Origin of the sequence: Gallibacterium genomosp. 1 (assembly GCF_001678575.1) — a bacterium.
GTDB lineage: Bacteria > Pseudomonadota > Gammaproteobacteria > Enterobacterales > Pasteurellaceae > Gallibacterium.
This window is the reverse complement of sequence record NZ_JTJP01000013.1, coordinates 52,409-77,834: the sequence shown is the minus strand read 5'-3', so window position 1 is coordinate 77,834 and position 25,426 is coordinate 52,409. Positions and strand designations below refer to the sequence as shown.

Below are 25,426 nucleotides of genomic sequence, written 5' to 3'. Positions count from 1 at the left end.
GTGTTGAAAGTAGAAATCTACAACTTGTTGTTTAAAGTTTTAGTTATATTTGGTCATAAAAAATCTGCACCTCTATTGTTGGATAATAAGTCCAACTTTAGGGGTGCAGATCATAGATAAGGCTTTTTTGACAAAATAAAAATCGAAATTGGATTATTCTGCTTCAGAAAGATCTAATTGCTCCGGAGAAAGAATAATTCCGGTTAAATCCGCATATACAAAATCTTCCGGTAAGAAAGAAACGCCACCAAAGTTAACAGGAACATCCACTTCACCACTAGTCTGTTCATCTGCAGAAACCGGAATAGGAGCCAATGCCTGAATACCGATATTGATGTTTTCCAACTGGTCAATTTGACGTACTGCACCATAAACAATAATACCTTCCCAGCCGTTATCTGCGGCTAATTGAGCCAATTCAGCATCAATCAACGCTCGACGTACCGCACCACCACCATCGATTAATAACACTCGTCCCTGCCCTTCTTCTTCCAACATCTCAGAGATTAAACCATTACTTTCAAAGCATTTAATGGTTGTAATTTTTCCTGAAAAAGCTGAAACGCCTCCAAAGCTAGAAAAAATCGGGTCTACAACATCAACTTGATCCAAGTAAATATCGCAAAGTTCTGATGTGTCAATTCTCATCGCATTTTCCTTTTTTCAAAATGAACCGGGATTATCCCAAACAAAGTCCTAAACTAAAAATAATATTAAATAATAGTGCTAATTTAGCCATTTGTGCAAGCATTGGACGTAATTGCAGAGCATCTTGATGATTCATCACAAAAACAGCGTGTTTAGCTAATAGTGGGAACACTAAAATAAAAATAAAACTATACCAGTGTTGAAAATGATAAAGTGCAAACAGCAATGCAAACAATGCAGCCAAAAAAATCAGACTAATATGATAATAACGCCCCGCAACAGCACCGATTCTCACAATTAGGGTATTTTTCCCAGATTTTCTATCTTGCTCAATATCTCGTAAGTTATTGATATTTAAAACAGCAACAGCTAAAAGTCCAGACATCATTGCCGGCAATATCATTGCCCAATTTAAAAGATGTGATTGCAAATAAAAAGTACCGCACACACCGAGCAATCCAAAGAAGATGAAGACAGATACATCACCTAATCCCATATAACCATAAGGTTTTTTACCAACGGTGTAAGTAATGGAAGCAATAATCGCCAAAATACCCAACACTATAAATGCCAACACATCATTCCACGTTTGGCAAGCTACTGCAATCAATGCCACACCGGAAATCATACTGGCAAATGTGACTAGAATTAATCCTAACCGCAATTGGGAAAATGTAATTGCTCCTTGTTGAATCCCACGTAATGGTCCAATTCGTTCTATGGTATCTGAACCTTTTATATGATCGCCATAATCATTGGCAAAATTGGACACAATCTGCAATAAAGTTGCAGTAATCAATGCCAATAAAGCAATAGTAGCATCAAATTGATGATAGTAATATGCCAATGCCGATCCAGTAACAATTGAAGCGATTGCCAATGGCAACGTTTTCGGTCTTGCGGTTTCAAACCACATTTTGCATTTATTTGATTCCATTATTTCTCTAAATTTATTTTATAATCATCTCTTATTTCTTAAACAAGTTGATAATTTTACCTGAATTCCTTTAATTGTAACTACTTATTTATTGGCATAACACAAATATGAGTATTACCTTACAACCAATTGCTACTATTTATACGCCCTATAGTGAAAAATTTTCTGTTCCAAGACAACCTGAACTAGCACCACACGGTAAAGGTATTTTGCAATTACTTCCTCCTTATAATGTGCCGGAAGCTGTTCGTGGCATTGAGCAATTTTCACATTTATGGTTGATTTTCCAATTTGATCGCATTACCACTGATAAATGGTCACCAACTGTACGTCCACCTCGCTTAGGTGGTAATGAACGCATTGGTGTTTTTGCTTCTCGATCAACACATCGCCCAAATTCGCTTGGTTTATCCAAAGTAAAATTGGAGCGAGTTGAGATTCACGCACAACACATTTTATTACATTTAGGCAGTGTTGATTTAGTTAATGGCACACCGATTTTTGATATTAAGCCTTATATTGCCTATGCTGATAGCCAACCTGATGCTGATTCTGGCTTTGCCCAACAAAAGCCAACTCCCCAATTACAAGTTGAATTTACTTCTTTAGCTCAACAGCAATTAACTGTATTTAGTGTCATTTACCCCGATTTATTGCCATTAATCCAAGAGGTTTTACAACAAGATCCACGTCCGGCATATCAACGCAAACAACTTTCCGAACGGATATATGGAATGACGCTTTGGGACATTAATGTGCAATGGCGAATGAAAAGTAAAAATCTGGTTGAAGTGTTAAACTTAAATAAAAAATAACTACATAAAAATGGGGAGATTTTGATCTACCCATTACTTTGTTATTTTTGACTACAAACTGCAATAAAGTGCATTTTGTTTTGTGGATCATTAAAAAAACTGAACATTTTCTTAAAAGTTTCTCGATTTTCAGAACGCAATGCATTGCGCACAAGTTTTAATGTTCCCAGTACACCTTCGTCATAGAGCATTCCTTTAGGTGATAACAATGTCATCTCACCAGAATAGGTATCAACATTGCTAAAACCAGCTTGCTTAAAGAGATCTTTCCATCCCTCTTTAGTTAATGGTGTAATGCTGACATTAATCACCTCACGTAAAGTTGCTAAAATTTGAGCCTCATTGTGTTCCAACAACATTACATCGTGAGTTAATAAAAAACCACCCGGTTTTAATACTCGGAAATATTCCGTTACCGCTTTACGTTTTGCTTCTAACGGCAACATTGTTAACATTGCTTCATTAATTACAATATCGAATGAATTATCTGCAAACGGCAATTTCATTGCATTGGCACGCTGTACGTGAATTAAATCATCCAATTTTGCTTCACTAATATTCTTCTGTGCCTTTGCTAACGCCTGCTCATCCAAATCCACACCTTCAATATGACAACCGAACCGCTCAGCTATACCTATTGCTGTCGTCCCCATATTGCAGGCAACCTCCAACACTTTTTTATCTTTATTGAAATCACCGTTTGCAATTAGCCAATCTGTCCCTTTTTTACCACCCGGACGTAAACGCGTTTTGCCTAAACGAGCTAAAAAATTATGCCCAATTTCATCTTTTTTCATTTTCTTTCGCCTTATAAAACTTATCTAGTTCCATAAACAACAATAGTTTTACCATGTGCAGAAATTAAGCCTTGGTCTTCCAACATTTTTAAAATTCTACCTACCGTTTCACGAGAACAACCAACCATTTGCCCAATTTCCTGGCGAGTAATTTTAATCTGCATCCCTTCCGGATGTGTCATTGCATCCGGCATTCTCGCTAAATGCAATAATGTTTGTGCGATACGACCAGTAACATCAAGAAAAGCCAAATTACTCACCTGCTTTGAAGTGTTTTGCAAGCGACGTGCTAATTGCGAGGTCAAATACATCAAAATTTCAGGATTAACCTGAATCAGTTGACGAAATTTTTTATAAGATATTTCAGCTACTTCGCAGGTTGTTTTCGCTTTAACCCACGCACTACGCACTTTTACATCTTCAAATAGACCAAGCTCACCAAAAAAATCCCCTTGACTCAAATAAGACAAAATCATCTCTTTGCCTTCATCATCTTTTACTGAAACCGCAATAGAACCTTTAATTAAATAATAGAGCGTTTCAGCTTTTTCACCAGCATTAATTAAGGTGCTTTTCGCTGGATATTTATGAATATGACAATGTGATAAAAACCACTCCAACGTAGGATCCGTTGTTGTTTCTTCTTGTTGTACTTCTATTTCTTCTTTCATATCCATACTGCCACCAACACCTATACAAATTACTAAAATGACAAAATTATAATGTTATAGCATATTTCATTTATGCTGTGTTAAAAATTCCCGTTTCAATTTCAAATCAAGCGTTTGATGCAGTTCAGACCAAACAATCACCACTTCCCCCGACTTAATCTGTTTTAGCAAACGAGCTTCTTTTTCTGCTAGCGTCAACTCTCTTGCGCCATAATCCGTACCTTCACGTAAAATAAAACTCTGCGTAATATTATGCAGTGCCGTTTCACTTAATTGTTGCCAAGGAATAATCATAATTAATCAAAAATCGATTCAACTAACTTCCACTGCGTTTCAAAATCCTGACTTGACAAATGCCTAAAATTAGAACGCACATAACGCATAAACTGCCCCTCACATAATAATACCAAATAACCGGCAATAGCACGTTCATCCATTTTAAAACCTCTGCCCTCACGCAATTTTCGCATTTGTAATACATTAACTAATTGCAATTCTAAACGATCAAAAAAAGTCGCCACTCGCATTTGCAACGATTTATCTTCAAACATCAATGCATGCCCAGTTAAAATCCGAGTTAATCCCGGATTTTTCTGAGCAAAGGTCAACACCATTTGCAAAATATCGTGTACTCGTAATTTAGTATCCGTCTGCATTTTCATTGATTGTGTAATTCTCTGTAACAGTACTGTTTCAATCTGCTCAATCAATGCTTCAAAAATTTTTGTTTTACTCGGAAAATAACGATATAACGCTGCTTCCGATACACCAACCGCTTCTGCTAATTTTGCCGTAGTAATCCGTTCCATTCCTTGATCTGAATGCAGTAAATGCGTCACAATCGCTAATACTTGCTGGCGACGTGCTTCTATAGAACGTTTTTCAACCTTTTTCTTCGGTTTATTTTCCTGTATGACCAAATCCACCGCTGCCTCTTTCTGTCTGCTCAAAATCAGTCACAATGTTAAATTCAGCTTGTACAACAGGCACAAACACAAGCTGTGCAATACGATCTCCAACTTCTATCGTAAAAGGTTGTTGACTCCGATTCCACGCAGAGATCATTAACGGCCCTTGGTAATCTGAGTCAATTAACCCAACCAAATTCCCCAATACAATGCCGTGCTTATGTCCTAATCCGGAACGAGGTAAAATCACCGCCGCTAAATTTGGATCTCCAATATAAATGGACAATCCGGTCGGAATTAACTGTGTTTCACCAGGTTGTAACACTATTTTTTCTTGAGTCAAAGCTCGCAAATCAAGACCAGCAGATCCTTCAGTAGCATAAGTCGGTAACGGAAATTCATTGCCCAAACGGCTATCAAGAATCTTAACATCAATTTTCTTCATTATTTTTCTTCTCTGCTTGATAAAGTTGAATAATATGTTGTACTAGCTGTTGTGCCAATTCGCTTTTATGGGCTAGCGACAACGATAAACTACCTTGTCGCCAGAAAAGTTGCAATGCATTATTATCACTGCTAAAACCTTGCCCAGCGATTGAAACATCATTAGCACAAATTAAATCTAAATTTTTACGCACCAATTTATCTTTTGCATAATTTTCAACATCTTGCGTTTCTGCGGCAAAACCAACCGTAAATGGACGTTGCTGTTTAAGATGACCAACATCAGCAATAATATCTGGATTTTTCACCAATTTTAGTGTCAATTCTTCGCCCGATTTTTTAATTTTTTGCGTAGCAATTTCAGCTACACGATAATCCGCAACAGCTGCACAACCGATAAAAATATCATTCAACACTGCTGCCTGCATTGATTTCTGCCACATTTCTACCGCTGTTTTTATCCAAACTACATTCGCGCCATTCGGTGCAGCCAAATTCACTGGCCCACTGATTAATGTCACTTCTGCACCTTGTTTGGCAAAAGCTTCAGCAATCGCATACCCCATTTTCCCAGAACTATAATTGGAAATATAACGCACCGGATCAATCGGCTCTTGAGTTGGGCCAGCAGTAATCACTACTTTGATCCCTTGCAACGGTTGCTCAGTGAAAAACTGCTGTGCTAATACTTCAACAATTTTCTGTGGTTCAGACATCCTGCCTGCTCCAACGTCACCACACGCCTGCACACCACTGTCCGGTCCAATAATCAACACACCACGCTGCCGTAAACTATGCAAATGTTGTTGAAGAACTGCTTGTGCATACATCTGTTGATTCATTGCAGGTGCAATCGCAATTGGTACTGCGGTCGCTAAACAGAGCGTTGTTAACAGATCATTTGCTAACCCCAAATTAAAACGGGCAATAAAATCCGCCGTTGCTGGAGCAATCACAACATAATCTGCCCATTTTGCCAGTTCAATATGCCCCATTGCTAATTCTGCTTGCGGATCAAACAATGAATGTGACACTGGATTAGTAGAAATCGCTTGTAATGTCAGTGGAGAAACAAAATGAGTAGCGGCATCGGTCAATACTACACGAACTTCCGCCCCCTGTTTACGCAATAAACGAATCAACTCAATAGCTTTATATGCTGCAATACCTCCAGTAATGCCAAGTAAAATTCGTTTATGTTGAAGAGATGAATTCATTAATTGAACGCCTTAGAACATCAAAATGAAAGATACATCATTTTACTGAATATTTGTCACCCTGCCAAATTAAGCACCGCCTATTTTCACTGAAAAATTTTTATATTTTCCGATCCTGATCGTAAAAATGGAATCTTGTCACAATTATCAATATACGAATGATTAAAATAACACTATTTGCAATAAATGAGATACAAGCAATGACAAGGTTAATGCCACGTGAAAAACTTTTACAACAAGGCGCCGAGAAATTAAGCGATCAAGAATTATTAGCTATTTTTTTACGCACCGGTTTTAAAAACTGTTCAGTTATGACATTGGCTGAAAACAGCCTACATCATTTCGGATCTCTACGAGAATTATTGGCAGCTTCAAAAGAAAATTTTTGCGAAGTCAAAGGGCTAGGTATAACACAATACATTCAGTTACAAGCTTGTATTGAAATGACGAAACGCTATCTGACACAAGAAATAAAACAACAACCCCTTTTCAATAATATCGAGTTTGCCAAACTTTATATGCAGACAGAATTATCCAATCAACAAAGGGAGCTTTTTATGGTTCTTTTTCTAGACAATCAACATTATTTAATTGAACAGGAAACCTTATTCCAAGGAACCATTAACAGTACACAAGTACATCCACGAGAAATTATTAAATCAGCCTTAAAATATAATGCTGCTGCCATTATTTTGGCTCATAATCATCCTTCTGGCATTACTACGCCTAGTAAAGAAGATATTGCTGTTACCGAACAGATCCAACAGGCGTGCAAACTGATTGATGTCAGAGTATTGGATCATTTAATTATTGGCAAAAACCAGGTTTTCTCTTTTTGTGAAAAAGGCTTAATTGATTTTCGATAAAAGAATCATTCTATGAACAAAATCCAACATTCCGAGCAAGAAAAAATCCGGCAAATGCCGGATTTTGTGGTAATAAATGACTCATCTTTAGCTTAAAAGATGGTTAATACGTTTAATAAATGCGGTTGGATTATCCAAAGTACCGCGTTCCGCTAACATAGCTTGATCCAACAATAATTCGATCCATTCGGCAAATTGTTGTTCATCGGCAATATCCGCCACTTTTTTCACTAAATGATGTTCCGGATTAAGCTCAAACGTATATTTCACTTCCGGCATTTTTTGCCCAGCGGCAGCGAATAATTTCGCCATTTGTGTTGTCATTTGATCGTTATCGGTCGATACAATCGCCGGAGTTTCGCTCAAACGGTGAGTTAAACGGACATCCTTGACGCGCTCACCCAACAATTTTTTCACGCGCTCAATAAAGGAAGCAAAAGTCTGTTCCTCTTCTTTTTGCTTACTTTCTTCCTCTTTATCGGCTAAATCACCTAAATCTAAATCTGATTTAGTAATAGTTTGTAGCGGTTTACCGTCAAATTCAGTCAAATAGCTTAACATCCATTCATCAATACGGTCGGAAAGCAGCAATACTTCAATGCCTTTCTTATTAAAGATTTCCAAATGTGGACTGTTTTTCGCTGCTGTATAACTATCAGCCGTGATGTAATAAATCGCTTTTTGCCCCTCTTTCATTCGTGCAACATAGTCAGTTAACGACACTGTCTGTTCACTGCTATCATTATGTGTTGAAGCAAAACGTAACAACTTCGCAATCTCTTCTTTATTTGCCGGATCTTCTGCCGGACCTTCTTTCAAGACTAAACCGAACTCTTGCCAGAACTGTTGATATTTGCTTTTATCTTCATCTTTTGCCAATTTTTCCAACATTCCTAACGCACGTTTGGTTAATGCTTTACGCAAGGCGACTGTGACTTTATTGTCTTGCAAAATTTCACGAGATACATTTAGCGGCAAATCATTGGAATCAATTAAACCTTTGATAAAGCGCAAATAATTCGGCATAAACTGTTCCGCATCATCCATAATAAAGACACGTTGTACATACAGTTTCAAGCCGTGTTTTTGCTCACGATTAAAGAGATCCCAAGGCGCTTTCGCCGGCAAATAAAGCAAACTAGTATACTCTTGTTTTCCCTCAACTTTATTATGTGCCCATAACATTGGGTCAGCGAAATCGTGACTTAAATGTTTATAAAATTCCTTATATTCGTCATCACTGATTTCTGATTTTGAACGTGTCCAAAGTGCTTGGGCTTTATTGATTTTTTCCCATTTAACACCTGTTTCTTTACCTTCATCATCATATTCTTTTGTTAAAATTTCTACTGGTAAACCAATATGATCAGAATATTTTCCAATGATTTCGCGTAAACGCCACTCATTCAAAAACTCTTTTTCATCTTCACGCAAATGTAAGGTGATTTCGGTACCGCGATCTTTTTTCTCAATGTCGGCAACGGTAAATTCGCCCTCGCCTGCTGACTCCCAAAGTACACCTTTGTCTGCACTTTCACCGGCGGCACGTGTTTTCACGGTGACTTTATCAGCAACAATAAAAGCAGAATAAAAACCGACACCGAATTGCCCGATTAATTGGCTATCTTTAGCTTGTTCTGCGCCCAATGCCGATAAAAACTCTTTTGTACCTGATTTAGCGATTGTGCCTAAATGCTCAATCGCCTGCTCGCGCATCATTCCGATACCGTTATCACTAATGGTTAATGTGCCTTTGTCGGCATCCACGCTGATACGCACTTTTAGATCACCATCACCTTCATAAAGCTCTGGAGCAGAAAGTGCTTTAAAACGTAATTTATCCGCCGCATCCGATGCATTAGAAATTAATTCACGCAAAAAAATCTCTTTGTTGGAATAAAGTGAATGGATCATTAATTGCAGAAGTTGTTTTACTTCTGATTGAAAACCTCTCGTTTCTTGATTTGTGCTCATATTTTTCCTCGCTAATCAAAAAAGATCAAAAATCTCTTTTCATCAAAAATGTCTAAATGGTTGCTCCGCCTGTTATGGCAACAGAAGCTCTTCCATTTTTCTATGAATTGAAATGTTTACGTTGGCAAAAAATAGGTATAAAAACCGATTTTTCAAGGTTTGGAAGTATAAAAAATGCGATCTATCAAGATCGCATTTGAAGAAATTAAAAAAATCAGATTAGAAAGTGTAGCGTAAACCGGCTTTTACACCATATTGTTTCACTTTTACATCATCAAATTTGCCAAGAATATTATATTCCGCCGCAACATCCAATGCTAAATTCGGCATTAAATCATAAGAAGCGCCGACTAACGCACCATAACCGAATTTTGTAGAGCTTTCACTTGCATCTTTTTCTACTTGATTATAAGTCCCACCATTATTCTGTTTGTATACAGAACTACTTGACGATTTCACTTTATTACTTGCTACACGAACACCAACATATGGCTTGATATTAGATTGTAAATCGATGTCATACAACGCAGAAAAACCGACACCATGAATTTTAAACTCATTCTTACCCTCAGTATATCCATTCGCATCGTACAATCTATAATGATCATTAATATTGCCATAATGGGAATAGTCCAATGCCAAACGAATATCACCTAATTTATAACCTATCGCCACACTAGGTGTAGCTTTACTTTTATTAAGATTTCCATCTTCTAAACCGGATGTCTTAATCTTGGAATAACCCAAATTACCTTGTACATACCATTCTGCTTGAGCTGTTGAAGCTAATGCTAACGCACCCAGTGCTACAACCAATAATTTTTTCATTTTTGCCTCCATTTGATGTTTCAGTTGCTCTCTCTTCCACTGCCATGACAGTCAATAATAACAGTTAAGAAAGAGTAACGAAGTGTAACTGCTTTTTGCACTTTTTACAAAAATATTGTATGCCTTGTTGCTGAATTTTTTGATGACGGCGTGCCGTCAAATGGTGCGTTTGACAAGCACATTGATAAGGAAAAGTTTGCCCCTGAACACTTTTTATCTCAAATTGATGTCTGGTTTCTGCTGGTACACCAAACACATTCTGCATCACATCCTGCCACTCCCTACCGTGCGGTTTCACTCTTCCAAATTGTTGATAAACCAATAAATGCGCCAATTCGTGTGGCACAACTTGCTCAATAAAACGTTGGCCATTTTCCAATAATAAAATCGGATTTAAACGGATTTCCCACTGCTGTAAATAAGCCACGCCTGCTTTTACGCCACGCAATTTATAACTAATATTCGGTCGCACAAAGCTACAATTAAAGTGGCTTTCAGCCAATAACAAACATTGTGTTAATTTACGGTTTACTTGAAGATTAAGGTGTCGAAGTTGTTGCTTTTGTTCCATTATCACCTTTTCATTCTTGTTAAAAAGTGAATGATATTAATCTATCCCCTATCATTTTCAACAATAATAATGTACTTTCTTTTATATTCAATTTTTTGCATATATTTTTTTATTTTCCTCTTGAAACAATTTAAAACGTACCCATTTTATCTCCCGTGAATGACGAAACATCGTCTAGGAGGATTATATGAATTTTGAAAAATTAACAACCAAATTCCAACAGGCATTGGCTGAAGCACAATCTTTAGCGTTAGGCAAAGATCAGCAATATATTGAGCCGGTGCATTTAATGAGCGCATTATTGAATCAAGAGGGTGGTTCCGTTGCGCCGTTGCTTACTGCTTCCGGCGTTAATGCTGCTCAATTACGCCAAGCGATTAGCCAAGAGATTGATCGTTTACCACAAGTTTCTGGTAACGGTGGTGATGTACAAGTTTCTCCTGCATTGAGCAGAATGCTGAATCTATGCGATAAATTTGCACAGCAACGCAATGATAAATTTATCTCATCCGAACTTTTTGTATTAGCAGCTTTAGAAAGCTCCGACAAACTAAGTGATATATTAAAGAAAAGTGGTTTAACCAGACAAAATTTATTAGCGAGTATTGATAAAATGCGTGGTGGCGAAAACGTCAATGATGCCGGTGCGGAAGAAACCCGTCAGGCATTACAAAAATATACTATTGATTTAACTGCAAGAGCGGAAAGTGGTAAATTGGATCCGGTTATCGGTCGTGATGATGAAATTCGCCGTACCATCCAAGTGTTGCAACGTCGTACCAAAAATAATCCGGTGTTAATCGGTGAACCAGGGGTTGGTAAGACTGCTATCGTTGAAGGATTGGCACAACGTATCGTTAATGGGGAAGTACCTGAAGGATTACGACATAAACGTGTACTCTCTTTGGATATGGGAGCATTAATTGCTGGTGCAAAATATCGTGGTGAATTTGAGGAACGCTTAAAAGCAGTACTAAATGAAATCGCAAAAGAAGAAGGTCGAATTATCCTATTTATTGATGAAATTCACACTATGGTCGGTGCTGGTAAAACAGACGGCGCAATGGATGCTGGCAACTTGTTAAAACCATCATTAGCACGCGGTGAATTACACTGCGTCGGTGCGACAACATTGGATGAATATCGTCAATATATTGAAAAAGATGCAGCATTAGAACGCCGTTTCCAAAAAGTGTTGGTTGATGAACCAAGCGTGGAAGATACCATCGCCATCTTGCGTGGTTTGAAAGAGCGTTATGAAATTCACCACCACGTACAAATTACTGACCCAGCGATTGTAGCAGCTGCAACACTTTCTCATCGTTATATCTCGGATCGTCAGCTTCCGGATAAAGCGATTGACTTAATTGATGAAGCGGCTTCAAGCATTCGTATGGAAATCGATTCAAAACCACAACCATTAGATAAATTGGAACGCCGTATTATTCAATTAAAACTTGAACAACAAGCGTTACAAAAAGAAGAAGACGATGCCAGCCGTAAACGCCTCGAAATGTTAGAAAAAGAGTTGGCAGAAAAAGAGAAAGAGTATTCTGAACTTGAAGAGGTTTGGAAGAGCGAAAAAGCAGCACTTTCCGGCGCACAACATATCAAAGCGGAATTGGATAATGCCAAAACTAAAATGGAACAGGCTTATCGTGCCGGTGATATTGCGAAGATGTCTGAATTGAAATACAGCACCATTCCGGCGTTGGAAAAACAATTAGAACAGGCTGAAAGTGCAGAAGGCAAGGAAATGAGCCTATTGCGTTACCGTGTTACCGACGAAGAAATTGCTGAAGTGCTTTCTCGTGCTACCGGTATTCCTGTAGCCAAAATGATGGAAGGTGAAAAAGAAAAATTATTGAGAATGGAAGAAGAGTTACACAAACGTGTTATCGGACAAAATGAAGCGGTTGAAGCAGTAGCAAACGCAATTCGTCGTAGCCGTGCCGGATTATCCGATCCGAATCGTCCGATTGGTTCATTCTTATTCTTAGGGCCAACCGGTGTCGGTAAAACCGAATTGTGTAAAACTTTGGCTAACTTCTTGTTCGACAGTGAAGATGCAATGGTCAGAATCGATATGTCAGAATTTATGGAAAAACATTCTGTTTCTCGTTTGGTCGGTGCACCTCCGGGATATGTCGGTTATGAAGAAGGTGGTTACTTAACCGAAGCGGTTCGTCGTCGTCCATATTCTGTCGTTTTACTTGATGAAGTGGAAAAAGCACACCGTGATGTTTTCAACATTTTATTGCAAGTGCTTGATGACGGACGTTTAACTGATGGTCAGGGTCGTACGGTCGATTTCCGTAATACGGTAGTGATTATGACCTCCAACTTGGGTTCTGATTTAATTCAATCTCAAGCCGGTGATCTTAGCTACGGTGAAATGAAGGAATTAGTGATGTCTGTGGTTGGACAACACTTCCGCCCAGAATTTATTAATCGTATTGATGAAACTGTGGTCTTCCACCCACTTGCTAAAGAAAATATTCGTGCGATTGCGTCAATTCAATTACAACGTTTGATCAATCGTATGAAAGAACGTGGTTACTTGTTGCATTTCAGCGAACAAGCATTGGATTACTTAGGTCAAGTCGGTTACGACCCGGTTTACGGCGCAAGACCATTAAAACGTGCAATCCAAAATATTGTGGAAAACCCACTTGCACAACAAATTTTGTCCGGCGCGCTATTACCGGATAAAACCATTGAAATCAACTTTGTTGATGGAAAATTAGAAGCTAAACAATAATAAATAGAAGTAAATCACCCCTAAATTCAACCGCTATCCGCAAGGTTAGCGGTTTTTTTTGCTCTTTTTAACCTAAAAATTCAGAACTAGCCAAAAGAACTTACATTAATAACAGAAAAAACGCTTTCCTCTTCCCATTTCCAACCATCACCGCCTATAATTGGGCGGTGATTTTTTACTAAAGAATGAAAAAGTGATGTTAAACCAAACTATTAGCCAAATTATTGCGGATGAGCTGAATGTTCAAAGCAGACAAATTCTTGCCGCCATCAATTTATTGGATGAGGGCAACACCATTCCTTTTATTGCGCGTTATCGTAAAGAGGTAACCGGTGGCTTGGATGACACCCAATTACGCCATTTTGAAAGCCGTTTAACTTATTTACGTGAGCTGGACGACCGTCGTCAAACTATTCTTAAATCTATTGAAGAACAGGGGAAATTAACTGATGACTTACGCCAAGCTATCGAACAGACGCAAAGTAAAACTGAATTAGAAGATCTTTATCTTCCTTATAAACCTAAACGCCGCACTCGTGGGCAAATTGCAATTGAAGCAGGGCTTGAACCCTTGGCAGAATTATTATGGAATGAACCACAATATCATCCTGAAAACGAGGCGGAAAAATATATTGATGACACTAAAGGCATTACTGATGTGAAATCAGCTTTGGACGGGGCTAGATATATTTTAATGGAACGTTTTGCAGAGGATGCACAACTGTTAGCAAAAGTACGTCATTATCTCAGTAATAATGCAGAGTTGGTATCAACAGTTATTACTGGAAAAGAAAAAGAAGGTGAGAAATTCCAAGATTATTTTGATCATCGTGAATTATTGAAAAATGTGCCTTCTCATCGTGCATTGGCTATGTTGCGTGGTCGTAATGAAGGCATTCTAGCTTTATCGTTGAATGCTGATCCGATGCAGGAAGAGAGTAATTATAATTATTGCGAAGACATTATTCGTACCCATTTAAATGTTCAGTTTAACAGACAGCCTGCTGATAGTTGGCGACAGCAGGTTATTGCTTGGACGTGGAAAATTAAGGTTGCACTTCATTTGGAAACTGAATTAATGTCCGCTCTACGTGAGCGTGCTGAAGAAGAAGCAATTAATGTTTTTGCAAAGAACTTATCCGCTCTATTAATGGCTGCTCCCGCAGGTGCGAAAACTACAATGGGGTTGGATCCCGGTTTACGAACCGGTGTAAAAGTGGCTGTAATTGATAATACCGGGAAATTGTTAGATACCACTGCGATTTATCCACATACAGGACAAGAGAGCCAAGCAGCAGCATCGCTTTATCAGCTTGGTAAAAAATATAATGTTGAATTGATTGCTATCGGTAATGGAACTGCTTCTCGAGAAACAGAACGTTTTGTTGAAACATTATTAAAAGCAAAACCAGATTGGAAAGCACAAAAAGTGATTGTCAGTGAAGCTGGTGCTTCTGTCTATTCCGCCTCTGAATTCGCTGCACAAGAATTTCCTCAACTTGATGTCTCTTTACGCGGAGCAGTTTCAATCGCTCGCCGTTTACAAGATCCGTTAGCTGAATTAGTAAAAATTGAACCAAAAGCGATTGGTGTCGGTCAATATCAACACGATGTTAATCAAACACAATTGGCCCGTAAACTTGATGCTGTTGTAGAGGATTGTGTGAATGCTGTTGGTGTTGATCTCAATACTGCTTCTTCCCCACTACTAGCACGAGTTGCGGGAATGAGCAAAACATTAGCACAAAATATTATTAATTATCGTGATGAAAACGGACGTTTTTCCAATCGAGAACAATTAAAGAACGTGCCTCGTCTAGGGCCGAAAGCCTTTGAGCAATGTGCTGGATTTATGCGCATTATCGATGGGAATAATCCGCTTGATGCTTCTAGCGTTCATCCAGAAGCCTACCCTATCGTTGAGAAAATTTTGCAAGCAACAAATTCATCTTTAGGAGAATTAATGGGTAACTCCTCTGTATTACATCAATTAAGTGCGACACAATTCACTGATGAGCGCTTTGGTTTACCAACTGTAACCGATATTTTAAAAGAATTGGAAAAGCCGGGACGTGATCCTCGTGGTGAATTTAAAACCGCAACTTTCTTAGAAGGAGTAGAACAAATTAGCGATCTCAAACCGGGAATGGTCTTAGAAGGAACTGTTACCAATGTTACCAACTTTGGGGCATTCGTAGATATTGGCGTCCATCAAGACGGCTTAGTGCATATTTCTTCTTTAAGCGATAAATTCGTTGAAGATCCGCATAATGTAGTGAAAACTGGCGATATTGTTAAAGTTAAAGTATTGGAGATTGACGTAGATCGCAAACGTATTGCTTTGACAATGCGTTTAGATGAGCAAACAAACCGTTCTTATACAACGCATAAAAGCAGTATACCCCAATCAACTGCAAAACGCCGTCATTCACCATCTGTTTCAACAATGGGCAACGCCTTTGCTAATGCCTTGAAAAATTGGAAGAAATAATCATCTGGAACATAACCTTGTCCGAAAAGATAAGGTTATGTTTCTCCTAGCTAGTTAAATTTTCTTTGACGCACTTCAAATTTTTAAATTCCCTCGCTTTACCCATTACCCAATTCCCTTATAATTCTTGCGTCTTTAACCTTGGTTAAGACAATTAAAATTTAATTTTAGTTATTTTGATCTCGACAACTGCTTTGTCCTCCCCAAAATAACGTCCATTTTTCTGATATCACAAGGGTCTAATTATGAAAATTTTCACTTGGCCTGTGGTTGCAGGTGCTGCACTTGGTATCATTGCTCCACTTCTAACCTATGAAGGCAATCCCGGCAATATGGGGTTCTGCGCTGCTTGTTTCTTACGAGATACATCCGGTGCTTTAGGGCTTCATCGTTCCGCTCCTCTTCAATATATCCGTCCGGAACTTATCGGCTTGGTTTTCGGTGCGCTAATCAGTGCATTTTTTGCCAAAGAGTTCAAACCTCGAGCTAGCTCCGCGCCAATCACTCGAATTTTGCTCGGTTTTTTCGCTATGCTTGGTGCATTGATTTTCCTAGGCTGTCCGTGGCGAGCATTTCTACGTTTAGGCGGCGGCGATTTAACCGCAGTTGCCGGCATTGCCGGACTTATTGCTGGTATTGTTGGTGGGATTTTCTTTGCTAATCGAGGATTCTCTTTAGGCAAAGTTAGCGAACAAAGCAAATCTTCTGCTATTATTCCAATCCTATTTGTTGTCGCCTTGTTTATTTTCTTAATCACTGAATTTAAATTTGGCGAGAATCTTCCTATTTTCTTCTCTGAAAAAGGTCCAGCCGCCCAACACGCCAATCTTTGGCTATCACTTGGCGGTGGTATAATTATCGGCATTGTAATGCAAAAATCCCGTTTCTGTTCTGTCGGCGCATTCCGCAATTTTATTCTGTTCCGCGACAGTCATTTACTAAACGGCGTTTTGGCGCTTATTCTCTTCACGGTTATTACCAATGTAATTCTGGGGCAATTCCATCTTGGTTTTGATAAACAACCAATTGCACATAATGATGTTATTTGGAATTTCCTTGCAATGGCATTATGTGGTCTCTGTTTCTCCTTAGGCGGCGGTTGCCCGGGTAAACAGTTGGTACATATCGGCGAAGGTGATAATGATTCAGCGCTGTTCATTCTCGGAATGTTACTCGGTGCTGCAGCTGCTCACAATTTCTCCCTTGCAGCTTCCGGTGCCGGTGTCAGCCAATTTACACCGTATGTGGTGATCATCGGATTTATCTTCTGCATTTATGTCGGTTTAAGTAACCGCATTAAAGCCTAATTAAAAAAGTACGATGTTTCTAAAAACATCGTACTCTATTTTTCACTATATTATTTAGCACTAACCATTGAATCGCACCTCAAATAATCCTAAAATTAGGCAATTTTTGCCCTGTGAGGCAGGAAGCTATTATTCTAGTTTTAATGATGTTGCCAGTGAGCAACAAAAGGACGATTTATGATACAAAAAGTTAATGCCTATGGCTGGAAAGCCTTGCTTGGTTCTGCCGTCGGTTATGCTATGGACGGTTTTGATCTTCTTATTTTGGGCTTTATGCTCACCGCTATTTCCTCCGATCTACTTCTCACTCCAGCACAAGCCGGTTCATTAGTCACTTGGACACTTATTGGCGCTGTCGCTGGTGGTATTATTTTCGGTGCATTGAGTGACCGCTATGGACGTATTCGAGTTTTAACATGGACAATCGTGTTATTTGCAGTTTTTACCGGTCTATGTGCCTTTGCACAAGGTTATTGGGATTTATTGATTTATCGTACTATTGCCGGCATTGGTTTAGGTGGTGAATTCGGTATCGGGATGGCATTGGCAGCAGAAGCGTGGCCGGCTCGTCATCGAGCCAGAGCTTCTGCCTATGTTGCATTAGGTTGGCAAATCGGCGTATTGGCAGCTGCTTTATTAACACCGGCATTGCTGCCGCATATCGGTTGGCGCGGAATGTTTTTAGTCGGTATCATCCCTGCTTTTGTGGCGTGGTATTTACGTTCACACCTGCACGAACCGGAAATTTTTGTACAAAAACAAAACTCACAAACACAAACCTCTTTATTCACATCGTTCAAGCAATTAATTAAAGACAAAGCAACCACTAAGGTAAGTTTAGGCGTGGTTGTACTGACTTCCGTACAGAATTTCGGCTATTACGGCATAATGATTTGGCTACCGAATTACCTTTCCAAACAGCTAGGTTTCAGTTTAACAAAATCCGGCTTATGGACAGCCGCTACCATTCTTGGAATGATGTTCGGCATTTGGTTATTCGGACAATTAGCAGATCGTTTTGGACGCAAACCAAGTTTTCTATTATTTCAGCTTGGAGCAATTATCAGTGTCGTGCTTTATTCTCAGCTCACCACACCGGAATTAATGTTGATTGTTGGTGCATTTTTGGGAATGTTTGTTAATGGAATGATGGGTGGGTATGGTGCCTTGATGTCTGAAGCTTATCCAACCAAAGCACGTGCAACTGCACAAAACGTACTTTTCAACTTGGGGCGTGCCGTTGGTGGCTTTGGACCTGTTGTAGTTGGCGCATTGGTTGCTACCTACTCATTTAAGTTCGCTATCGCCTTCTTGGCATTAATCTATTTTATCGATATGCTCGCCACGTTATTCCTTATTCCGGAATTGAAAGGGAAAGTATTGGAATAAAATATGAATAACGAAATAGATTAATAGAATAGAAAAGCTACACCCTCAAGTGTAGCTTTTTTGATAGAGCTAAATTAATTAAAGCACATCCAATAACTCAACTTCAAACACCAAGGTACTAAATGGTGGAATTGATGCGCCTGCGCCACGTTCGCCGTAAGCAAGGTGGTGAGGAATAACCAAACGCCATTTTGAACCGACAGGCATCATACTTAATGCTTCGATCCATCCAGCGATAACACCGTTTACTGGGAACTCTGCTGGTTGTCCGCGTTGTACTGAGCTATCGAAAACGGTGCCATCAATTAATGAACCTGTATAATGAACACGCACTTTATCAGTTTTTGCCGGAATTTTACCTTCACCTTTGGTTAAAATTTGATATTGCAAACCGCTTTCTGTTTCAACAACATCCGGATGTTGGCGATTTTCAGCGAGGAATGTTTTACCTGCTTCTTCAATTTCTTTGAATAACACTTTTTGTTTTTCTTCAACACGTTGATGAAGTTCTTGCAATGCAGAGCTGATTTGTTGTTGATCTAATGCTGCTTCATTTTGATTTAATGCATCAAAAATCCCTTTTGCTACAGCAACTTCATCAATATCTAACTGACTTGAAATTAATTGTTGTCCGATTTGTAAGCCAATACCATAGCTGCCTTTTGCCTCTACGCTTTCTAAACTTACTTGATCAAAAAATTGTTTCGACATAATGTTTCCTTTATTGTTGTGGTAAATGATTATTCTACTTTTCGTGCAAGCAATTCACCGACTTTTACGGCAGTATCCTGATGTAAATATTGGGCAAATTCTACCTGATCCGGCGCGAACAGATTGATAACAGTTGAGCCCAGACGGAATGCCCCCATCTCTGCGCCTTTTTCCAAAGTAACGGCGCCGCTTTCCCCTTTTTCCGGATAAGACCAAGATTTAATCTCTCCCGGACGCGGTGGATTGATAACACCTGCCCAAACCGTGCTGATACTTGCGGTAATGGTTGCACCGACTAAAATTTGCACCATCGGACCGAATTCAGTATCAAAAAGGCAAATAACGCGTTCATTGCGTGAAAACAGATGCGGAATATGTTCCGCTAAAAATGGATTCACAGAATAAAGCTCACCCGGCACATAAATCATTTGGCGTAATGTGCCTGTACACGGCATATGCACGCGGTGATAATCTCGTGGTGAAAGATAGGTGGTGATAAATTGCCCATTTTTGAACAACTCACTCATTTGGTGATCACCTGCCAACAGTTCAGTTAAACTAAAATAGTGACCTTTCGCTTGAATAAGGCGATCTTGCTCGATCTTGCCAAGTTGGCTCACTCTACCGTCCGCCGGCAAACATAACGCTTTCGGATCTTGATTAATCGGTCTTGCACCTTCTTTTAACGGGCGAATAAAAAATTGATTAAATGAAGCATAATCTTTAGAATCGGAAAACTGTGCTTCATCCATATTAATACGATATTTTTTAGCAAAAAGACGAATTATCGTATGTGTTACCGCTCCCCACTGCTTTTCCGCTAACCAGCCGGCAGCACGTGTTATTGACAGTTGTGGCAATAAATAATGAAAGGCGACTTTTAATTTATCAAAGTAGCTGATCGTCTTGTTCAATTTGCTTTCCCTCTTAAATAGAAAATAAATATAACTCCGCTATTCGGTAAATAGCGGATTATAACAATTTGGGTCTATTCTGCAATTTTCAAGCAAAGATGTTTATTTTTTCAACTTGAAAATATAGCTTTTAATCACAAAAACTAAGAAAAAATCTGTATTTCCTTTGACTATTGTTGTATCTAACGTTAATATTTGCACCCTATGAAAAAGGTAAAACTACCCTTAACCGTTGATCCGGTTAAATCTGCACAAAGACGTTTGAATTATGAGGGTTATTATTCTCGTAATCAGCTCGTGCGTTTGGCGGAAGCGGTTAATCAAGTGCTGAGTGATGTTGAGGCGAAGTTAAGCTTTACAATTGATCCGCAAAAATTAGTTGTAATGCAGGGCAAAGCGGAGGTTGATGTAATGTTGATATGTCAACGCTGCGGACAACCGTTTCCTTATCATTTATCTTGCACTTTTAGTTACAGTCCAGTGTCTAATTTGGATCAGGCTGATGTGTTACCTGAAATTTATGAACCAATCGAACTAAACGATTTTGGGGAAATAGATTTATTGGCAGTGATTGAGGATGAACTTCTCCTTTCACTTCCGTTGGTTCCAATGCATGAACCAGAACACTGTGAAGTGTCCGAGGACGAACAGGTTTTTGGTGAATTGCCTGAAGAGTTGGCAAAGAAACCGAACCCGTTCGCTGTGTTAGCTAGTTTAAAGAAGCAAAAATAGTTAGGAGTATAGCCAATGGCTGTTCAACAGAATAAAAAATCTCGTTCAAGACGTGATATGCGTCGTTCTCACGATGCGTTAACTACTGCTGCGGTTTCTATCGATAAAGAAACTGGTGCGACTCATTTACGCCATCACGTTACTGCTGATGGTTATTACCGTGGTCGTAAAATCAAATAATTTTCGTCTAAAGGTAATACATTGAGTCTAACCATTGCGTTAGATATGATGGGCGGGGACTTTGGTCCCCGTATCACTGTCCCAGCCGCAATTCAAGTGTTGGAAGAACATCCAACGCTTCGTTTTTTGTTTTTTGGTGATCATAACGCCATCCAACAATATCTTCCTCAAATTGATAAATCGCTTTCACAACGTATTATTGTTCATCATTGCGATCGTCAAATTTTTTCAGACACCTCCATTACTCAAGCATTACGCTATAGCAAAGGCACTTCACTGCGGTTGGCAATCGAAGCCGTGCAAAAAAATAGTGCTGCTGCTTGCGTTAGTGCCGGTAATACCGGTGCATTAATGGGGTTATCAAAGATTTTGATTCAACCTATTCCGGGAATCCAACGTCCGGCATTAGTTTCATTATTACCAACAATGAACGGTCGCCATACTGTGATGTTGGATTTAGGTGCTAATATTGAAACCAATGCCGAACAGCTATATCAATTTGCTAGAATAGGGGCAATTTTTGCAGAAAATATGTTGGATCTGGTTTATCCACGCGTTTCATTGCTAAATATAGGCATTGAGGCAATCAAAGGCTTGCCTGCAATTCGTGAAGCAGCTACTTTGCTTGAGAAAGACATTAACATTAATTACATCGGTTTTATTGAGGGTGATCAGCTGCTTAACCACTATGCTGATGTGATCGTATCAGATGGGTTTAACGGTAACATTGCCTTGAAAACACTGGAAGGTACGGCTAAAAATATTATTCAGCTATTGAAACAGAATCAATCCACTCATCCAATATGGTGTGCAAGTTGGTTTAAACAGATTCTTCGCCATATGCTGAAAGAAAAATATCAGCAATTACAATCTTTCAACCCAGATAAACATAGCGGTGCGTCATTATTAGGCTTACAGTCTGTTATTGTAAAAAGCCACGGAAGTTCAAACAGTAATGCTTTTGCTACAGCAATTAAACACGCTATTACCCAAGTAAACAAAAATATTCCGGAAAAAATACTCAACGAATTACATTAAACGTTAACAAAACTTTTGATTATCTATAAAAGTGCGATAATATTTCCAACGATTTTAATCAGATAGTTTAAGTGCAGGAACAGTGAGGATAGCAGATAAACAGCATCATTATCAAGCAAGGTTTCGTTGGGGCAAAAATCGCAGCAATAGCGTATTAACTTATACTGATATTGAATGTGTAAAGTAATTATATTATCAAGATCACGAAGCCTGTTTATTGCTAATTCACTCAATTTTCTTGTAAATTGTGAACCGGTTTTTGATTAAAAATATATTGGTGTAACACATTATGATTATGCCACTTTTCAAACAATAAAATGAGATAACTATGTATAGCAGAATATTAGCGACAGGTAGTTACCTTCCGCAAAAAATTAGAACAAATGCTGATTTAGAAAAAATGGTTGACACTTCTGATGAATGGATCACAACTCGTTCCGGTATCAAAGAACGCCGTATTGCAGCAGAAGACGAAACCGTTGCTACTATGGGGGCAAATGCAGCAAAGCAGGCATTACAAACAGCAAATATTGATCCACAAGAGATTGATCTGATCGTAGTAGGGACAACTACAAACTCACATTCTTACCCAAGTGCGGCTTGCCAGATCCAAGGTATTCTCGGCATTAAAGATGCTATTGCTTTCGATGTTGCGGCAGCTTGTACTGGTTTTATTTACTCATTAAGCATAGCAGATCAGTTTGTGCGTAATAATCAGGTAAAAAAAGCTTTAGTTATCGGTGCAGATTTAAATTCTCGTCATCTCGATGAAACTGATCGCAGCACTGTCGTCCTGTTTGGTGATGGTGCTGGTGCCGTTATTTTGGAAGCAAGTGAAAATGAAGGCATTATCTCAACCCATCTACACGCTTCCTCTGATATGGATGGAATGTTAACCTTATCACAAACTCAACATCACGATGAAAAATCTGGTTATATCTCTATGCAAGGTAATGCCACATTCAAATTAGCAGTAAGCCAACTATCCAATGTAGTTGAAGAAACGCTAAGTTCTCATCATCTTGATAAGAAAGATATTGATTGGTTGGTTCCTCATCAAGCCAATTTACGCATTATTAGCGCTACCGCAAAAAAATTAGATATGGATATGTCTCAAGTTGTGATAACGCTTGATCGTTATGCTAATACTAGTGCCGCAACTGTGCCAACAGCACTGGACGAAGCGATTCGCGATGGTCGTATCAAGCGAGGACAACTATTATTATTAGAAGCATTCGGTGGTGGCTGGACTTGGGGTTCTGCATTAGTCCGTTATTAAGTTTTTATAATTACAAAAAGGTTATTAAATGAAAAAATTTGCAATGGTTTTCCCTGGACAGGGTTCTCAATCTGTAGGAATGTTAGCCGAATTGGCTACACAATATCCGGTAGTGGAAGAAACATTTAAACAAGCTTCAGAGGTGTTAGATTACGATCTTTGGGAATTAGTACAGCAAGGCCCAGCTGAAGAACTGAATAAAACGTGGCAGACTCAGCCGGCACTATTAGCTGCCTCAGTCGCTATTTTCCGTGTATGGCAACAACAATATCCGGATTTACAACCCACAGTAATGGCAGGACACAGTTTAGGAGAATATTCTGCTTTAGTTTGCGCTGGAGTGATTGATTTTCAAGATGCGATCAAATTAGTGCAATTACGCGGTAAATTGATGCAACAAGCTGTGCCTGAAGGAACTGGAGCAATGTATGCCATTATCGGTTTAGATAATGAAAAAATTATTTCTGCTTGCCAACAAGCCGCTGAGGGAGAAGTAGTTTCCGCTGTGAATTTTAATTCTCCGGGACAAGTAGTGATTGCAGGCAATAAAGCTGCTGTTGAACGTGCAGCAACTTTATGCAAAGAAACTGGAGCTAAACGAGCATTACCATTAGCGGTAAGCGTACCTTCACACTGTGCATTAATGAAGCCAGCAGCAGATCAATTAGCTGTAGCATTGGAATCTATCTCATTTAAGCAGCCTCAAATTGCTGTGATTAATAATGTTGATGTAAAAGCAGAAAATGATCCTAATGCAATTCGTCACGCATTGGTACGCCAACTTTATAATCCTGTGCGTTGGACTGAAACCGTAGAAAAAATGGATCAGCAAGGTATTGAAATTACATTTGAAATCGGACCAAATAAAGTTCTTACTGGATTAAATAAACGTATTAGTGCCAATATTCAATCCTATGCCGTCAATGATACTACTTCCCTTACCGAAGTGGAAAACTTAAAAAATGCATAAAAAATGAAAGGAGAAATTATGCAGAAAATCGCTTTAGTAACAGGCGCTAGCCGAGGAATCGGGAAAGCAATAGCTGAAGAGTTAGTCAGCAAAGGGTTTACCGTTATTGGTACCGCAACCAGTGAAAAAGGTGCTGACGCTATTTCCGACTATTTAGGCAAGAATGGGAAAGGATTGGTATTAAATGTTACCTCTTTAGAATCTATCAACGCATTATTAGATCAAGTTAAGCAACAGTTCGGCGAGATAGATGTTCTCGTCAATAATGCTGGCATTACCCGTGATAATCTAATGATGCGAATGAAAGAAGAAGATTGGGATATTATTTTGCAAACTAATTTAAGTTCCGTTTTCCATCTCTCAAAAGCTGTTTTACGCAGTATGATGAAAAAACGCTTCGGTCGTATTATTAGTATCGGTTCTGTTGTCGGCTCAATGGGAAATCCTGGGCAAGCCAACTATTGTGCGGCTAAAGCCGGTATCATCGGCTTCTCTAAAGCCTTATCAAAAGAAGTTGCTTCTCGTGGCATTACAGTGAATGTTGTAGCACCAGGTTTTATTGCTACCGATATGACGGATGCACTTACCGAAGAACAAAAAGCAGCAACGTTAGCACAAGTGCCAGCAGGTCGTTTAGGTGATCCGAAGGATATTGCTAAAGCAGTTGCTTTCTTAGCTTCTGATGATGCGAGTTATATTACCGGCGAAACATTACATGTAAACGGTGGTATGTATATGAATTAACCTGCTGTTATACTTTTGTAACAGAAAAACATATTCCGGCAATACGATATATTAGGTTAAACAAAAAGCATAGCAATCAAGTTCGCTTAATGTTAGAATTGCCATTGAGTATGTAACTTTGGTCAATGTATGCATACAGATTTTGACCTTCTTGTTAGAGGTAAAATTAGACCTTTAATTTAGCAGTTGCAACTTAATTTATTATGCATACAATTTCTCCTTTTGCAGAACAAA

The 25,426-nt window shown here is 38.9% G+C and carries 25 protein-coding genes; 12 read left to right on the top strand and 13 right to left on the bottom strand.

The window, feature by feature from the left end:
* Nucleotides 1–153: 153 nt before the first annotated feature.
* Complete coding sequence (rraA, locus tag QV04_RS03925) at nucleotides 154–648, bottom strand: ribonuclease E activity regulator RraA (protein ID WP_039133396.1); 495 nt, start codon at nucleotides 646–648, stop codon at nucleotides 154–156.
* Nucleotides 649–679: 31 nt separating this feature from the next.
* Nucleotides 680–1,585, bottom strand: a complete 906-nt coding sequence (locus QV04_RS03920; protein ID WP_039133398.1) for a 1,4-dihydroxy-2-naphthoate polyprenyltransferase — start codon at nucleotides 1,583–1,585, stop codon at nucleotides 680–682.
* A gap of 107 nt (nucleotides 1,586–1,692) precedes the next feature.
* Between QV04_RS03920 and tsaA the strand changes: the two genes are divergently transcribed.
* Nucleotides 1,693–2,400: a tRNA (N6-threonylcarbamoyladenosine(37)-N6)-methyltransferase TrmO gene (gene tsaA / locus QV04_RS03915; protein ID WP_039133400.1), complete on the top strand. Its 708-nt coding sequence runs from the start codon at nucleotides 1,693–1,695 to the stop codon at nucleotides 2,398–2,400.
* Between the two features lie 41 nt (nucleotides 2,401–2,441).
* Here the strand turns inward: tsaA and QV04_RS03910 are convergent, their stop codons facing one another.
* The 6 genes from QV04_RS03910 to coaBC are packed head-to-tail and all read right to left on the bottom strand — an operon-like array spanning nucleotide 2,442 to nucleotide 6,437.
* Entirely contained in the window at nucleotides 2,442–3,197 is a 756-nt protein-coding gene (locus QV04_RS03910; RefSeq protein ID WP_065231428.1) for a class I SAM-dependent methyltransferase, read from the bottom strand.
* A 20-nt stretch (nucleotides 3,198–3,217) separates the two neighbouring features.
* Nucleotides 3,218–3,874, bottom strand: a complete 657-nt coding sequence (crp, locus tag QV04_RS03905; RefSeq protein WP_156106928.1) for a cAMP-activated global transcriptional regulator CRP — start codon at nucleotides 3,872–3,874, stop codon at nucleotides 3,218–3,220.
* Between the two features lie 60 nt (nucleotides 3,875–3,934).
* Nucleotides 3,935–4,162 carry a YheU family protein gene (locus QV04_RS03900; protein ID WP_039133405.1) on the bottom strand — a complete coding sequence of 76 codons (228 nt, stop codon included), beginning with the start codon at nucleotides 4,160–4,162 and terminating at the stop codon, nucleotides 3,935–3,937.
* 2 nt (nucleotides 4,163–4,164) lie between these two features.
* The gene (slmA, locus tag QV04_RS03895) at nucleotides 4,165–4,794 is read right to left on the bottom strand and encodes a nucleoid occlusion factor SlmA (RefSeq protein ID WP_039133408.1); all 630 of its coding nucleotides are present in this window, start codon (nucleotides 4,792–4,794) and stop codon (nucleotides 4,165–4,167) included.
* Nucleotides 4,769–5,221 carry a dUTP diphosphatase gene (gene dut, locus QV04_RS03890; RefSeq protein ID WP_039090500.1) on the bottom strand — a complete coding sequence of 151 codons (453 nt, stop codon included), beginning with the start codon at nucleotides 5,219–5,221 and terminating at the stop codon, nucleotides 4,769–4,771. Before dut ends, slmA begins: the two co-directional genes overlap by 26 nt.
* Nucleotides 5,208–6,437 (bottom strand): bifunctional phosphopantothenoylcysteine decarboxylase/phosphopantothenate--cysteine ligase CoaBC, encoded by a 1,230-nt coding sequence (gene coaBC / locus QV04_RS03885; protein WP_065231427.1) that lies wholly within the window; start codon nucleotides 6,435–6,437, stop codon nucleotides 5,208–5,210. The genes dut and coaBC overlap by 14 nt, the downstream gene beginning before the upstream one ends.
* A 200-nt stretch (nucleotides 6,438–6,637) precedes the next feature.
* Here coaBC and radC point away from each other — a divergent pair, with 200 nt between their 5' ends.
* Nucleotides 6,638–7,303 carry a RadC family protein gene (radC, locus tag QV04_RS03880; protein ID WP_065231426.1) on the top strand — a complete coding sequence of 222 codons (666 nt, stop codon included), beginning with the start codon at nucleotides 6,638–6,640 and terminating at the stop codon, nucleotides 7,301–7,303.
* An 87-nt stretch (nucleotides 7,304–7,390) separates the two neighbouring features.
* On the opposite strand, the gene htpG is transcribed toward radC, so the two are convergent.
* The 3 genes from htpG to QV04_RS03865 form a co-directional block, all read right to left on the bottom strand.
* Nucleotides 7,391–9,277 carry a molecular chaperone HtpG gene (htpG, locus tag QV04_RS03875; RefSeq protein ID WP_065231425.1) on the bottom strand — a complete coding sequence of 629 codons (1,887 nt, stop codon included), beginning with the start codon at nucleotides 9,275–9,277 and terminating at the stop codon, nucleotides 7,391–7,393.
* Between the two features lie 219 nt (nucleotides 9,278–9,496).
* A complete protein-coding gene (locus QV04_RS03870) occupies nucleotides 9,497–10,105 on the bottom strand; it encodes an opacity family porin (protein WP_065231424.1) in 609 nt (202 codons plus the stop codon).
* 64 nt (nucleotides 10,106–10,169) lie between these two features.
* Entirely contained in the window at nucleotides 10,170–10,676 is a 507-nt protein-coding gene (locus tag QV04_RS03865) for a SprT family zinc-dependent metalloprotease (protein WP_065231423.1), read from the bottom strand.
* Between the two features lie 187 nt (nucleotides 10,677–10,863).
* Here QV04_RS03865 and clpB point away from each other — a divergent pair, with 187 nt between their 5' ends.
* The 4 genes from clpB to QV04_RS03845 all read left to right on the top strand — a co-directional run bounded on the left by clpB (nucleotide 10,864) and on the right by QV04_RS03845 (nucleotide 18,624).
* Nucleotides 10,864–13,437, top strand: coding sequence for an ATP-dependent chaperone ClpB (gene clpB / locus QV04_RS03860; protein WP_065231422.1), 2,574 nt, complete (start codon nucleotides 10,864–10,866; stop codon nucleotides 13,435–13,437).
* A gap of 196 nt (nucleotides 13,438–13,633) precedes the next feature.
* Nucleotides 13,634–15,928: a Tex family protein gene (locus QV04_RS03855; RefSeq protein WP_065231421.1), complete on the top strand. Its 2,295-nt coding sequence runs from the start codon at nucleotides 13,634–13,636 to the stop codon at nucleotides 15,926–15,928.
* Nucleotides 15,929–16,173: 245 nt separating this feature from the next.
* Nucleotides 16,174–17,235: a YedE family putative selenium transporter gene (gene yedE, locus QV04_RS03850; RefSeq protein ID WP_065231420.1), complete on the top strand. Its 1,062-nt coding sequence runs from the start codon at nucleotides 16,174–16,176 to the stop codon at nucleotides 17,233–17,235.
* A gap of 177 nt (nucleotides 17,236–17,412) precedes the next feature.
* Nucleotides 17,413–18,624 carry an MFS transporter gene (locus QV04_RS03845; protein ID WP_065231419.1) on the top strand — a complete coding sequence of 404 codons (1,212 nt, stop codon included), beginning with the start codon at nucleotides 17,413–17,415 and terminating at the stop codon, nucleotides 18,622–18,624.
* A gap of 78 nt (nucleotides 18,625–18,702) precedes the next feature.
* On the opposite strand, the gene QV04_RS03840 is transcribed toward QV04_RS03845, so the two are convergent.
* Both QV04_RS03840 and asd read right to left on the bottom strand, forming a co-directional pair.
* Nucleotides 18,703–19,335 carry an FKBP-type peptidyl-prolyl cis-trans isomerase gene (locus QV04_RS03840; RefSeq protein WP_065231418.1) on the bottom strand — a complete coding sequence of 211 codons (633 nt, stop codon included), beginning with the start codon at nucleotides 19,333–19,335 and terminating at the stop codon, nucleotides 18,703–18,705.
* Nucleotides 19,336–19,364: 29 nt separating this feature from the next.
* On the bottom strand, nucleotides 19,365–20,249 hold the full coding sequence (asd, locus tag QV04_RS03835; RefSeq protein WP_065231417.1) for an archaetidylserine decarboxylase: 885 nt from the start codon (nucleotides 20,247–20,249) through the stop codon (nucleotides 19,365–19,367).
* A gap of 204 nt (nucleotides 20,250–20,453) precedes the next feature.
* Here asd and yceD point away from each other — a divergent pair, with 204 nt between their 5' ends.
* From yceD to fabG, 6 genes are all read left to right on the top strand, one after another.
* The gene (yceD, locus tag QV04_RS03830) at nucleotides 20,454–20,981 is read left to right on the top strand and encodes a 23S rRNA accumulation protein YceD (RefSeq protein ID WP_065231416.1); all 528 of its coding nucleotides are present in this window, start codon (nucleotides 20,454–20,456) and stop codon (nucleotides 20,979–20,981) included.
* A gap of 15 nt (nucleotides 20,982–20,996) precedes the next feature.
* Nucleotides 20,997–21,161: a 50S ribosomal protein L32 gene (rpmF, locus tag QV04_RS03825; protein ID WP_013745784.1), complete on the top strand. Its 165-nt coding sequence runs from the start codon at nucleotides 20,997–20,999 to the stop codon at nucleotides 21,159–21,161.
* A 45-nt stretch (nucleotides 21,162–21,206) separates the two neighbouring features.
* A complete protein-coding gene (gene plsX, locus QV04_RS03820; protein WP_039173492.1) occupies nucleotides 21,207–22,199 on the top strand; it encodes a phosphate acyltransferase PlsX in 993 nt (330 codons plus the stop codon).
* A 328-nt stretch (nucleotides 22,200–22,527) separates the two neighbouring features.
* On the top strand, nucleotides 22,528–23,478 hold the full coding sequence (locus tag QV04_RS03815) for a beta-ketoacyl-ACP synthase III (protein ID WP_039173407.1): 951 nt from the start codon (nucleotides 22,528–22,530) through the stop codon (nucleotides 23,476–23,478).
* Nucleotides 23,479–23,506: 28 nt separating this feature from the next.
* On the top strand, nucleotides 23,507–24,448 hold the full coding sequence (fabD, locus tag QV04_RS03810; protein WP_039173404.1) for an ACP S-malonyltransferase: 942 nt from the start codon (nucleotides 23,507–23,509) through the stop codon (nucleotides 24,446–24,448).
* 15 nt (nucleotides 24,449–24,463) lie between these two features.
* Nucleotides 24,464–25,192 (top strand): 3-oxoacyl-ACP reductase FabG, encoded by a 729-nt coding sequence (fabG, locus tag QV04_RS03805; protein ID WP_156106929.1) that lies wholly within the window; start codon nucleotides 24,464–24,466, stop codon nucleotides 25,190–25,192.
* The last annotated feature ends 234 nt before the right edge of the window (nucleotides 25,193–25,426 follow it).